10 protein-coding genes and 1 pseudogene are annotated in these 13,143 nt (G+C 67.2%); 7 read left to right on the forward strand and 4 right to left on the reverse strand.

Annotated elements, in window-relative coordinates:
• Window positions 1–177 precede the first annotated feature (177 nt).
• The gene (locus AX690_RS16170; protein ID WP_066687879.1) at window positions 178–1,053 is read right to left on the reverse strand and encodes a bifunctional regulator KidO; all 876 of its coding nucleotides are present in this window, start codon (window positions 1,051–1,053) and stop codon (window positions 178–180) included.
• Between the two features lie 51 nt (window positions 1,054–1,104).
• Between AX690_RS16170 and AX690_RS16175 the strand changes: the two are divergent.
• Window positions 1,105–2,128: pseudogene (locus AX690_RS16175) on the forward strand (XdhC family protein).
• A gap of 108 nt (window positions 2,129–2,236) precedes the next feature.
• On the opposite strand, the gene AX690_RS16180 reads toward AX690_RS16175, so the two are convergent.
• Entirely contained in the window at window positions 2,237–2,989 is a 753-nt protein-coding gene (locus AX690_RS16180; RefSeq protein ID WP_066687884.1) for a creatininase family protein, read from the reverse strand.
• Between the two features lie 139 nt (window positions 2,990–3,128).
• On the opposite strand from AX690_RS16180, the gene AX690_RS16185 reads away from it, so the two are divergent.
• The 5 genes from AX690_RS16185 (at window position 3,129) to AX690_RS16205 (ending at window position 8,794) form a co-directional block, all read left to right on the forward strand.
• Window positions 3,129–4,079, forward strand: a complete 951-nt coding sequence (locus AX690_RS16185) for a GAF domain-containing protein (protein WP_066687887.1) — start codon at window positions 3,129–3,131, stop codon at window positions 4,077–4,079.
• Window positions 4,080–4,198: 119 nt separating this feature from the next.
• Complete coding sequence (gene adh / locus AX690_RS16190) at window positions 4,199–5,719, forward strand: aldehyde dehydrogenase (RefSeq protein ID WP_066687998.1); 1,521 nt, start codon at window positions 4,199–4,201, stop codon at window positions 5,717–5,719.
• Between the two features lie 126 nt (window positions 5,720–5,845).
• A complete protein-coding gene (gene acs, locus AX690_RS16195) occupies window positions 5,846–7,774 on the forward strand; it encodes an acetate--CoA ligase (protein ID WP_066687889.1) in 1,929 nt (642 codons plus the stop codon).
• A gap of 40 nt (window positions 7,775–7,814) precedes the next feature.
• A complete protein-coding gene (locus AX690_RS16200) occupies window positions 7,815–8,369 on the forward strand; it encodes an SRPBCC family protein (RefSeq protein WP_066687892.1) in 555 nt (184 codons plus the stop codon).
• On the forward strand, window positions 8,366–8,794 hold the full coding sequence (locus AX690_RS16205; RefSeq protein WP_156449702.1) for a thiol-disulfide oxidoreductase DCC family protein: 429 nt from the start codon (window positions 8,366–8,368) through the stop codon (window positions 8,792–8,794). Before AX690_RS16200 ends, AX690_RS16205 begins: the two co-directional genes overlap by 4 nt.
• Here the strand turns inward: AX690_RS16205 and AX690_RS16210 are convergent.
• Both AX690_RS16210 and AX690_RS16215 read right to left on the reverse strand, forming a co-directional pair.
• Window positions 8,791–11,307, reverse strand: a complete 2,517-nt coding sequence (locus AX690_RS16210; RefSeq protein ID WP_231732221.1) for an HWE histidine kinase domain-containing protein — start codon at window positions 11,305–11,307, stop codon at window positions 8,791–8,793. The genes AX690_RS16205 and AX690_RS16210 overlap by 4 nt on opposite strands.
• Window positions 11,294–11,884: a biliverdin-producing heme oxygenase gene (locus tag AX690_RS16215; protein WP_156449703.1), complete on the reverse strand. Its 591-nt coding sequence runs from the start codon at window positions 11,882–11,884 to the stop codon at window positions 11,294–11,296. Before AX690_RS16215 ends, AX690_RS16210 begins: the two co-directional genes overlap by 14 nt.
• Before the next feature lie 159 nt (window positions 11,885–12,043).
• On the opposite strand from AX690_RS16215, the gene AX690_RS16220 reads away from it, so the two are divergent.
• Window positions 12,044–13,143: pitrilysin family protein (locus tag AX690_RS16220; RefSeq protein ID WP_197426885.1), on the forward strand; the 1,100-nt coding region annotated here is incomplete at its 3' end.

Consider the following 13,143-nt stretch of genomic DNA (forward strand, 5'->3'; position numbering starts at 1 on the left):
TCTCTCCCTCAGTTGGGATCAAGCTAGGCTGGAAGTCTTAAAATCCGAGTGAACCTTAGGGTTAATAGGCGTTGACGCTCTTCAGCCGGAGATCGCGCCTGCGATCTTCGGCCAGATCATTGTCCAAGTTGATTCTAGGGACGCGCCAGAGGAACCGGCCCGTCGGCGAGACATCTGTCAGGCGACCCAACGTCGCGGGTCGAGCGCGACCGGATCGTCGATCGCCATCTCGTCCCAATCCAAATCCGGCGGCGGGCTGGAGGCCGCGGCCACCACCGCCGACAGTTCGGCGGCCGAGTTCACGCCGACCAGGACCGCTGAGCCCTCCGGACGCGAAAGCGCGAAACCCAGCGCCGCCTGGAGCGGGTCCGAGCGGCCTTCGGCGATCATGCGGCGGACGCGCGAAAGACGCCCCGAGGCGCCCTTCAACTGGGCCGGCACGCGATCCGGCGGCAGGAACAGCAGGCCGTTCAGGAAGATCGAGCGCAGATGGACCTCGATCCCCATGCCAGCGATGCGCTGCAGCGAGCCGTCGGCCAGCAGGCGCTGGTCGAGCAGGCTGGCGGGGGCTTGCAGGATGTCGGGCTTGAAGCGCTTGGCGACGCCGACGGGATCGTCCGAGGCATGGGCCGCGACGCCGATCTTGGCGAAAACGCCTTGATCCTTCAGGCGCTGGAGACGCTCCCAGAGCGCCGGACCATGCGCGCCGAACAATTCCGACGGCGAATGAACGATGATGGCGTCCGCGCGCTCGACGCCCAGGCGACGGAGCGTGGCCCGGGCCTCGGCCTCGACATAGTCCGGGCCGCGATCGGCGCGACCAGCGGCCAGGGTGACGCGGAACGGCGTCGGACGCGGCAGGAGCTCGCCCAGGATGGTTTCAGCGCGGCCGAACAGGCCCGAGGCGTCCAACACGGACAGACGCGCGCGGGCGGCGATGTTCAGAATCTCGCGGGTCTCGACTTCGGGCGAGCGGCCGCGAGGCGCGGAACCGCTGCCGTCGAGGCCGAACTGCGCGGCCGCGAGACCCAATTTTGAGACCGAAATGGACATGCCATCCGTGCGGGAAATCACTAATCGAAGACCAACGCTACGCGCCAAGGTTTGAACATCAGGTTTCTGGAACCTTGCCGAGGGGTTAAAGTTGGTCCCAATGATGAACCATCGCTCCGACGCGGATTGGCCGATGCACGGCATGGTCGAGGACGCCCGTCCGGCCCTGTCCGAAGCGCTTTCGCGAGGCCCCGCGGCTCTGGCGACGATCGTTTCGCTGGGCGGCGGCGGCCCTCGTCCGGTTGGAACGCAGATGGTGTTCGGCGCGCAAATCGTTTCCGGCTTTCTGTCCGGCGGCTGCATCGAGGCTGACGTCGAAGACCATGCTCGAGCATGCCTCGTGGACGGCCGGGTTCGGCGCCTGGTCTACGGCGAGGGCAGCCCCTGGCCGGATATCCGCCTGCTGTGCGGCGCGCGGATCGAAATCCTGGTCGAACGGATCCCGCCCGACGACGCGGCCGTACGGGCGCTTCTCGACCTTTCCCAGCGACGCATTCCCGCCTTCTGGGTCAGCGACGGCGCGCGCCGTCTCTGCGCGGAGGAGCCGCAAGCCCCTTGGCCGGGCTCCTTCGAGCGCGCTTACGATCCTCAGCCGCGCCTGATTGTCGTTGGCTCCGATCCCACGGCCCTGGCGGTCGCGAGCCTGGGGGCGCAATCGGGCTTCGAGACCACCCTGATCAGGCCGAAAGGGCCTTCGTCGCCGCCGCCGCTGGCCGGCGTTGCCTATCGTCGCGACAGCGTCGAGACTGCCTTGGCTGAGATCGGCCTGGACGCCTGGACGGCGGTTGCGGTCTGCGGTCACGAGCCTGAGCAGGATCATGCCGCGCTGAAGGCGGCCCTGCCCTCGGAAGCGCCCTATGTGGGCCTGCTCGGCGCCCGGCGTCGGCTTCCGGAGCGCCTCGCGCGCCTCAGGTCCGAGGGCCTTTCTGACCGCGACCTCGCCAAGCTGCGCGCGCCGATAGGCCTCGACCTCGGCGGCAAGGCGCCGTTCGAGGTGGCGGTGGCGGTGATCGGCGAGGTGATGGCCGCGCGCCATGGCCAGCCGGTCCTGGCGCGACGGCCCGCGAACGCCTAGAGCGCGTTAGGTTTAAGTGTAAGCCGCTGAACCGCCCGAACGCGCTCTAAGCGTGTGAATTAGAGCCTGTTTGTCTGGCTAGTTGGCTCCATCTAAACCAGACAGGCTCTAGGCGGGCGTGACCTCGGCCGAGAAGGCTTCGAGGTCCTCGATCAGCGACCTGGCGGCCAGGTCGACCAGCGCCCCGCCCTTCTCGGGCGTGGCCTGGGCCGGATCCGAGCCCATGCGGCCGTCGGCGTAGCGCGCGCGGAAGTCGAGCGCCTCGCGGATCGGTCCCGTCGGCGCGATCCTAGGCTCATAGGCGGCGGTCTTGATCGTCTCGGGATAGGCCCACTGGGTCACGGCGATCTCGGACGGGGTGGCGTGGCTGCCGTGGCCGGTCGGAAACTGGCTGTTGGCCAGGGCGTTGACGCCAGCCAGATCCCACCAGTTCTTCAGCTTCAGCGCGAACGGCGCGCGCTCCCTGCGGAAGCTGTACTCCGCGTAGATCTCGGAGAAGGCCGCCTCGATCGAGGCGACATTGCCGCCGTGGCCGTTCAGGAAATAGATCCGCTTGAAGCCGTGGGCGCCCAGCGAGCGCACCCAGTCGCCGATCGCGGCAATGAAGGTCGAGGGCCGCAGGAAGATGGTGCCCGGAAAGGCCAGATGATGCTGGGCCATGCCGATGTTAAAGGTCGGCGCGACCAGCACTTTGTCGGCGCGCTTGTGGGCCTCGTGCGCGATGATCTCGGGACACAGCCAGTCGGTGCCCAAAAGCCCCGTCGGGCCATGCTGCTCATTCGAACCGATCGGCACCACCACCGTCTGGTTCGTCTTCAGATAGGCCTCGATCTCGGCCCAGGTGGACAGTGCGAGCAGCATGGGAAACTCCTGAGAAACCTCGCGTCGTTTAAGCTCAAAGCGAGGTGACCACACGTAAAATCCCGTATTGCGTCATCGACTGACGTTGCGTCATGCTGAAGGTCTGGATGGGGGGACACTCGTCCGCGGAGGAAACGCTATGGCCAACGGCCATGCCGAAAGGGTTCTTTCGGTGCTGCGCGACGGCGCCGCGCCGGCCCTGTCGCCGATCGCCGCCTCGTGGCGACGCTGCCTGACCCAGCATCACCTGGATCCGGAGAACCGAAAGCCGCCCGAGACCCTCACGGGCGCTGAGCTGCGTCTGGCGCAGGAACGCATGGGTCCGCTGCTCGCCGCGGCCCAGGACAATCTCGACGCCCTCTTCCAGGCGGTGGGCGACGCCGGCTGCTGTGTTCTGCTGACCGACGCCGATGGCGTCCCGGTCGATCGCCGGGGCGCGGAGGGCGACGACACGGTCTTTCGCCGCTGGGGCCTCTGGCAGGGCGCGGTCTGGAGCGAGGCGCGCGAGGGGACCAACGGAATTGGCACCTGCCTGACCGAACAGCGCGTGCTGACGGTCCATCGGGACCAACACTTCCACACCCGCAATATCGGCCTCTCCTGCACCGTCGCCCCCTTGTTCGATCCGGCTGGCCGCGTCGCGGGGGCGCTCGATGTCTCCTCTTGTCGTCCGGGACTCGAAGCCTTGACCGGCATGGTCGAGCGCATCGTCACCGACGCGGCCCGAAGGATCGAGGCCAAGGCCTTCCGGGAAGCCTTCCCGAACGCCCGGATCGTCTTGCTGCCGGAAACGGGCGCGGAGCGGGCCTCCGTTCCGATGCTGGCGGTCGATGGCGACGACCTCGTGATCGGGGCCACCCGCGCGGCGCGACAGGCGCTGCGATTGACCGACGAGATGTTGCGGCGCGGGCTCGCTTCGCCCGACCGTTCGGCCGGCTTGGATGACGCCGAGCGCGCCGCCGTCCGCCGCGCCCTGACCCAGGCCGGCGGCAATGTCTCGGCGGCCGCCAACCTCCTGGGCCTGTCGCGCGCGACGCTGAACCGCAAACTCAGGCGGCTTGGCCTGGAACGCGGTCGCGAATTCCACTGAACCTGTCTCAGATCTGAGACACATCCTCCTCGCCGCGCCGCGCGCCCGCTTCGCTGAACGAGGAACAGGGCCGCACACTCCCTCCAGAAGCCCGCCGAGAAGGCGGCATGGAGGAAACCATGACCAAACCCGAATTCATCGAGTCCCTGGCGCGCCCGCCGTTCAAGGCTCGCTATGACAATTTCATCGGCGGCCAGTGGATGGAGCCGGCCGACGGACGCTACTTCGACAACAGCTCGCCGATCCACGGCAAGAAGATCTGCGAGATCGCCCGCTCACAAGACGTGGATATCGAGCGCGCCCTGGACGCGGCCCACGCCGCCAAGGCCGCGTGGGCCAAGACGAGCCCGGCCGATCGTTCTCGCATCCTGCTGCGCATCGCCGACCGTATGGAAGAGAACCTTGAGCTCCTCGCTACGGCCGAGACCTGGGACAACGGCAAGCCTATCCGCGAAACCATGGCCGCCGATATTCCGCTGGCCATCGACCACTTCCGCTATTTCGCCGGCTGCCTGCGCAGCCAGGAAGGTTCGATCTCCGAGATCGATCACGACACCATCGCCTATCACTTCCACGAGCCCCTGGGCGTGGTGGGCCAGATCATTCCGTGGAACTTCCCGCTGCTGATGGCCTGCTGGAAGCTCGCCCCAGCCCTGGCGGCCGGCAACTGCGTAGTGCTGAAGCCGGCTGAACAGACCCCCGCCTCGATCATGGTCTGGGCCGAGCTGATCGGCGATCTGCTGCCCGCCGGCGTGCTCAACATCGTCAACGGCTTCGGGATCGAGGCGGGCAAGCCGCTGGCTTCCAGTCCGCGCATCGCCAAGATCGCCTTCACCGGGGAAACCTCGACCGGCCGGCTGATCATGCAGTACGCCAGCCAGAACCTGATCCCGGTCACCCTGGAGCTGGGCGGCAAGTCGCCGAACATCTTCTTCGACGACGTCATGCGCGAGGACGACGACTACTTCGACAAGGCGCTGGAAGGCTTCACCATGTTCGCCCTGAACCAGGGCGAGGTCTGCACCTGCCCAAGCCGGGCGCTGGTGCAGGAGTCGATCTATGAGCGGTTCATGGAGCGCGCCCTCAAGCGCGTGAACGCCGTGGTCCAGGGGAGCCCGCTCGACCCCGCGACCATGATCGGCGCCCAGGCGTCCGAGGAACAGCTGAACAAGATCCTGGGCTACATGGACATCGGCCGGCAGGAAGGCGCCAAGCTTCTGGCCGGCGGCCACCGCAAGGTCCTGCCGGGCCAGCTGGCCGACGGCTACTATGTCGAGCCGACGGTCTTTGAGGGCCACAACAAGATGCGGATCTTCCAAGAAGAGATCTTCGGCCCGGTCCTCGCCGTGACGACCTTCAAGACCGAGGAAGAAGCGCTCGCGATCGCCAACGACACCGCTTTCGGCCTGGGCGCTGGGGTGTGGAGCCGCGACGCCAACCGCTGCTACCGCTTTGGCCGAGGCATCGAGGCGGGCCGGGTGTGGACCAACTGCTACCACGCCTATCCCGCGCACGCGGCCTTTGGCGGCTACAAGCAGTCGGGCGTGGGCCGCGAGACCCACAAGATGATGCTGGACCACTATCAGCAGACCAAGAACCTGCTGGTCAGCTACAGCGCAAAAGCCCTCGGCTTCTTCTGATCCGACTTCGATTTCGAGCCGGCCTGCCCGGGCGTGAGAAACCATAATGGTCTTCTTGCGCCCGACGCTTGGCTTCGCCTATTCCGGCGGCAATAATATTAGGGAGTGCGGTGGGTGAGCGACAGCATGCTGTTTCCGGTTCCGAAGGCCTGGGGCGAGCGCGCCCATCTTAACGCAGACGCCCTGGCGGCCGCGCGGCGACGCGCCGACGAGGATCCGCACGGCTACTGGAAGGACATGGCCAGTCGCCTCGACTGGATCACGGCGCCCACCAAGATCAAGGACGTCTCCTTCAACGAGGAGGACTTCCGCATCCGCTGGTACGAGGACGGCGTCCTCAACGTGTCGGCCAACTGCATCGACCGCCACCTGCGTCATCGCGCCAATGATGTGGCGCTGATCTGGGAAGGCGACGACCCAGCCGCCTCGCGCAAGATCACCTATGCCGAACTGCACGAACAGGTTTGCCGCATGGCCAACGTGTTCAAGGCCCAGGGCGTCACCAAGGGCGACCGGGTGACCATCTATCTGCCGATGATCCCCGAGGCCGCTTTCGCCATGCTGGCCTGCGCGCGGATCGGCGCGGTCCATTCGGTGGTGTTCGCCGGCTTCTCGCCCGACAGCCTCGCCGGCCGCATCAATGACTGCGACTCCAAGCTGGTGATCACGGCCGACGAGGGCGTGCGCGGCGGCAAGCGCATTCCTCTCAAGACCAATGTCGACACCGCCCTGGCGCACTGCCCGGGCGTGGAGAAGGTTCTGGTCGTCACTCGCACGGGCGCCAGCGTGCCGCTGACGCCGGGCCGCGACGTCATCTACGAGCACGCGGCCGCGAAGGCCTCTATCCACTGCACGCCGGAGCCTATGAACGCGGAAGACCCGCTGTTCATCCTCTACACCTCGGGCTCGACTGGGAAGCCCAAGGGCGTGCTGCATACGACCGGCGGCTATCTGGTCTGGGCCAGCTGGACCCACGAGGTGGTGTTCGACTACCGCCCCGGCGAGATCTACTGGTGCACGGCCGATGTGGGCTGGGTCACCGGCCACACCTACATCGTCTATGGTCCGCTCGCGAACGGCGCGACCAGCGTGATGTTCGAGGGCGTGCCGAACTATCCCTGCAACAGCCGCTTCTGGCAGGTGATCGACAAGCACAAGGTCGAGATCTTCTACACCGCCCCGACGGCCTTGCGCGCCCTGATGCGCGAGGGCGAGGCGCCGGTGGAGCGTACGTCCCGGGCGTCGCTGCGCCTGCTGGGCAGCGTGGGCGAGCCGATCAATCCGGAAGCCTGGCTCTGGTACCACCGCGTGGTCGGCGAGAGCCGCTGTCCGATCGTCGACACCTGGTGGCAGACCGAGACCGGCGGAACGCTGATGACGCCGCTACCGGGCGCCGACGCCCTTAAGCCCGGCTCGGCCTGCGGCCCCATGCCGGGCGTGAAGCCGGAACTGGTCGACGCCGAGGGCGGCGTCCTGGAGGGCGCGACCGAGGGCAACCTCGTGATCACCGACAGCTGGCCGGGTCAGATGCGCACCGTCTATGGCGACCACCGCCGCTTCTTCGAGACCTATTTCTCGACCTACCCGGGCAAGTACTTCACCGGCGACGGCTGCCGCCGCGACGCGGACGGGTACTACTGGATCACGGGCCGCGTGGATGACGTGCTGAACGTCTCGGGCCACCGCCTGGGCACGGCCGAGGTCGAAAGCGCCCTCGTCGCTCACCCGCGCGTCGCCGAGGCGGCGGTCGTCGGCTATCCGCATAACATCAAGGGTCAGGGCATCTATTGCTACGTCACCCTGAACGCCGGCGTGGCGCCCAGCGAGGCGCTGCGCAAGGAACTGACCGACTGGGTTCGCCGCGAGATCGGTCCGATCGCGACCCCGGACGTCATCCAATGGGCGCCGGGCCTGCCAAAGACCCGCTCGGGCAAGATCATGCGCCGCATCCTGCGCAAGATCGCCGAGAACGAACTGGAGAGCCTGGGCGACACCTCGACCCTGGCCGATCCGTCGGTCGTGGACGATCTCGTCCAGAACCGCGCCGGCGCGTGAGACCTGACGAAAGTCGCGCCGAGGCGTTAGCTTCGGCGTGATGCGCCCGATCGTCCTCGCCCTGAGCCTCTCTGTCGCCTTGGCCTCGTCGGCCGCGCGCGCGGAGGATGGCGAACGCGGCGACGGCGTCGGCGTCTCGATGCGGCTCGACGATCAAGGGCATGGCGTCGTCCGCGCCCACACCGAGATCGCCGCGCCGCCCGAGCTTGTCTACCGCACCCTGCTCGATTGCGACCGCGCCGCCCGGATCATGCCGGGCGTCCGCCGTTGCAAGGTGGTTTCCAAGGACGCGACGGGCGAGATCCGCGAACATGTGGTGCTGTTCAGCTTCTTTCTGCCGGCGGTTCGCTCGACCTCGCGGGTGACGCTGGAGCCGAACCGGCTGATCCGCTTCACTTGCATCCGGGGCGATATCCGAGCCTGCGACGGAACCTGGCGGCTGACGCCGATCGATGGCGGCCGCCGGACGCAGGTGGACTATGATTTCTGGGCCAGCGCGCCGTTTGGCCTGCCCATTGATCTGGTCGGGCGCATGATGCGGCGAGATGCGCCAGCGGCGCTGCGGGCTCTACGTCGCGAGTGCGAGCAGCCATGACACCGCGCCCGCCCGAAGAGCCCGATGGCCTGATGCTGTTCGATGGGGTGTGCAACCTGTGCAACGGCGCGGTTCAGGCGGTTTTGGCGGTCGACCGCGAAGGCGCCATCCGCTTCACGCCCCTGCAGTCGCCTTATGGGCAGGCGCTGGCCGCAAGGCATGGTCTGAACCCAGAATCGCCCGACAGCTTCATCTTCCTTGACCAGGGCCAGGCGCTCACCAAGACGGCGGCGCTCGCGGCGATCCTGCGTCGCGCGTCCCGTCCCTGGCGGTGGCTCGCGATCATCGATCGCCTGCCGCGCGGCCTGACGGACCGGATCTACGACGCGATCGCCCGCAATCGCTATCGGCTGTTTGGACGGCGCGAGCATTGCGTGGTCCCGACCGAGGACCAGCGCGCCCGGTTCATCACCGAAGCGCCCTAGAACAACGCCGCGACGCTCTCGGCGCTGTAGGGCTTTTGCAGAACCGGCGCTTCCTTGAAGCGATCCGGGAAGGCCGCGCTGTCGCCAAAGCCGGTGCCGAACGCGAACGGCACACCCGCCTCCTGCAGCGCCCGAGCCACCGGGAAGCTGGTTTCCGATCCGAGATTCACGTCCAGGATCGCGAAGGGCGGCAGGTCTTCCGCCAAGGCCTCCAAGGCCTGACCGACGCTGGAGACGACCGTCACCTGCTTGACCCCCAGGCGCATCAGCATGTCCTCCAGATCGAGCGCGATGATCATGTTGTCTTCCAGCACCAGCATCCGCTCCGGCGCGCGCACGGGCGTCTCCGCGCGCTTGGCCTTGGCGATCGTCGCCTCGACCCCCTCGGTCGTGACATAGCGGGCGGGAACACGGATCCGGGCCTGGAATCCCTCGGGGCGGTAATCGAGCGTCACCTCGCCATCCAGATCGTGCGGAATGGAGTATTCGATGATGGTGGAGCCGAATCCCCGGCGCGTGGGCGGCTTGACCAGCGGACCGTCGCGTTCGCGCCACTCGATGATCAGGTCGCCGCGCGCGTCGCGTTCCCAATCGACCGCGACATAGCCACGCTGATCGCACAGGGCCCCATACTTGGCCGAGTTCGTCATCAGCTCATGGATGACCAGGGACAGGAGAGAGAAGGCGTCCGGCGCGAGGGCCGTGGGCGCGCCGGTCAGGCGCACACGGTCGGCCTTGGCGCTCAGATAGGCCTCCGCCTCGGCGGTGATCAGGTCGCTCAGCGCGCCCGGACCCCATTGGTAGCGGGTGATCTGGTCATGCGCCCGGGCCAGGGCCTGGACGCGTCCGCCCACCACTTCGGCGAATTGCTCGACCGTCGAGACCCCCGCGCGGCTCTGGCTGATCAGCCCTCGGATCAAGCCGAGGATGTTGCGGACCCGGTGGTTCAGCTCGGCGATCAGCAGCTCCTGCCGCTGGTTGGCGCGTTGGCGCTCCTCGTCGGCGAGGTCGGTCAGGCGGAAGACGATCTCCAGCAGGCTGACGCGCATGCTCTCGGCCAGGAAACGCTCGACCTGCGTCCAGGGCCGGCTGTGGCCGCGTACGGTCTCCTCCCAGGCCTCGAAACTCTTGCGCGGCGTCAGCCGCTCGCCCAGCGGCCCGACCTGAACCAGCTTGGCGGGCTGACCCGCCCAGACGACGGTCTGGGCCTCCTCCTTGCGGAAGAAGATCAGATAGTCGCGGGGCGAGCGCGACAGCGGCGCCGCCATCATGCCGGCCGCCTTGCCGGCCCACGACGCGGCCGACGGCAGCAGCGCGGCGATCTCGTTGGTCGCAAAGACCGAATGGGTGTCCTTTTCGCGCAGCAGCCGGATCAGGGCGTGGACATTGCTGGCGTCGGGTGTCGAGTCCCGGAGGGTCAGTCGACCTTCCAGCCACAGCGCCAGGCCGTCGCAATGGACCAGTCGGCACAGGTCGTCGAGATAGGGACTGAGCGTATCCGCGCCCTGCGGCGCGCCCACGACCGTCGCCATCATCCGATCGTGCAAGGCGCGCGCCTCGGCGTGGCGGCGCGTCTCGATCTCCCGTTCCCGGCTCTCAAGCGTCAGCGAGAACAGCTGACCAAACAGTTCGGCCGCCGTGCGGCGCTCATAGCTGATGTGCTTGGGCGCATAATGGTGGCAGGCGAAAAGCCCCCACAACTTGCCGTCGCGCAGGATCGAGATCGACAGCGAGGCTCCAACGCCCATGTTGCGCAGGTACTCGATATGGATCGGCGAGACGGCCCGCAGCATGCTCATGGAGAGGTCCACGGGCTCGCCGGTGACGCTGATTTGCGGCGTGATCGGCGAGACCTCCGCATCCACGTCGGCGATGATCCGCAGCCAGTTGCGTTCGTACAGGGCGCGCGCCTGAACCGGTATATCGGAAGCGGGGTAACGCTGCCCCAGGAATGAGCCGACGCCGGGCCGCACCGACTCGGCGATCACCTCGCCCGCGCCGTCATGGTTGAAGCGGTAGACCATGACCCGGTCGAACTCCGTCAGCGCGCGGACCTGGCGAGCGGCCTCGTGGCAGAAGTCCTCAAAACCCGGGCGCGCGGCGATCCGCATCGTCATGGACCGCACCGCCGAGGCCGCCTCGATAAGGGCTTCGGCCTGACTGGGCTCGCCCTCGATGATCAGCATGCGGCCGGAATAATGCAGCGCCAGGTCAAAGTCCTCGCCGCCGTCGACCAACGGCTGGCCAAACATCCGCTCGACCGCGTCAGCTCCCCGCATGATCTGCAGCCGACCGCGAATGGCGTGGATCGCATGACCGCTCATGACCTGGGTCAGGGGGCGACCGATGAGATCCGTCGCCGGCAGGCCCAGAAAACGCAGCGTGGTGGTCGAGGCATGGACGACCAGCCAGTCGGTGTCGACCGCGAGCAGGAAGCCGAACGGCTGAATCGCGCCGAGCATATGGATCGGCTCGCGATCGCAGTTGGTCAGATCGACCTCAAATCCGGACACGGACGCCGGCTCGTACATTCAGGACTCCAGGCGAGGCGGCGGTCTCGAACGCGGCCGAGAAGCACTGAAACCCATATCGCGCACCCGCAACGGCCTCGTCTGTCCGCAAGCCGACTTTCGGTTGCGCTTCCAACCACCCCAGGAAGGAGCGCCAGAGATCGGCCTCATCGCCATGGCCGAGGTAGCCGGTCGGCAAGCCGGGCGCCGACCTCCGCACGCGGCGGGCCAGAAAACGCGCGCCCAGCCTCGAGCCCTCAAGAACATAGAGGAGGCCCACGCCGAACCCTCGCGACGGCGTGGGTTCGGCCGCAGTGACTGGAGGCGCCAGACCTAGGGCGACGAGATCGCTCGACAGCGCCGCGCGCCGGCTGCGATCGGGCCAATCACCCAGCCAAGCCCCGACGCCGGCCCGCTCCAACGCCAGCTCCAAGGGCGTCAGAGCGACGGCGGAGGCCGAGAGAAACCGCCCGTACCCAGAGGGACTCTCGATATCGAAGGTCAGCGCGACAGCGTCCAGAGCCGCGTGGTCTTTGGCGGTCGCCGCGCGGAGACGGTCACGAAGCAAGGGTTCAGTCAATCTGGGGCCCCACACGCGCGACCCGCGAGCGGGGAGTCGAGACGAACGCTCTAAACGGTCATTCGGCGTTCCGGTTCCCGGCAAATGACAGGTCGGTAAGGTTTATCTCGAAATCGACGGTGCTAGGGTCCAGAACAGTTGTTCAGGAGACCCTCGCGCATGATCCGCACCGCCAAGCTCGCCTTCGTCGCGGCCGCTCTTTCCTCCACGGCCTTGTCGCCCATGGCCTGGGCCGCGACCCCATCCGCGAAGCCAAAGGCTGCGGCGTCGACGCCCAAGGTCGCCAGTGTCGCCGCGATCAAGGCGCCGCCGATTGTCTATCAGCAGCGCGTCCTGCCCAACGGCATGAAGGTCTTCACCTCGCGCGACGCCACCACGCCCAATGTCTCGGTGCAGGTCTGGTACGGCGTGGGCTCCAAGGACGATCCGCGCGGCCGCTCGGGCTTTGCCCACCTCTTCGAACACCTGATGTTCAAGGCCACGCGGAACATGCCCAGCGAGACGCTGGACCGCCTGACCGAGGATGTCGGCGGCTTCAACAACGCCTCCACCTGGGACGACTTCACCAACTATTACGAGGTCGCGCCGGCCAATCACCTGGAGCGCCTGCTCTGGGCGGAGTCCGACCGCTTGAAGTCGCTGGTGATCGACGAGAGCGTGTTCGCCTCCGAGCGCGACGTCGTGAAGGAAGAACTGCGCCAACGCGTCCTGGCCGATCCCTATGGCCGCTTCTTCGCGCTCTCGATCCCGCAGCAGTCGTTCACGACCCACCCGTACCAGCGCCCGGGCATCGGCTCGATCGAAGAGCTGGACGCGGCCACGGTCGATGACGTGCGCGCCTTCCACCAGACCTTTTACAGGCCCGACAACGCGGCCCTGATCGTCGTCGGCAACTTCGACCAGGCCAAGCTGGACGCGATGATCGACCAGTACTTCGGCGGCATCGCCAAGCCGGCCGGCGACATTCCGAAGGTGACCATCGTCGAGCCCGCCCGCACCGCGCCCAAGACCGTGAACACCTACGGTCCGAACGTGCCGCTGCCCGCCCTGGCGATCACTTGGCTGGCGCCCGCCGCCGCCGACAAGGACGCTCCGGCTCTGACCGTGCTGGACGCCATCCTGTCGGCCGGCAAGTCCTCGCGGCTCTATGACAGCCTGGTCTACGAGCAGAAGATCGCCCAGTCGGTGTTCTCCAGCGCGCCGAACAACGCCCAACCGGGCCTGTTCTACGTCGGCGCGATCATGGCGGGCGGCAAGAC

This window comes from Caulobacter sp. CCH9-E1, from assembly GCF_001556515.1.
GTDB lineage: Bacteria > Pseudomonadota > Alphaproteobacteria > Caulobacterales > Caulobacteraceae > Caulobacter.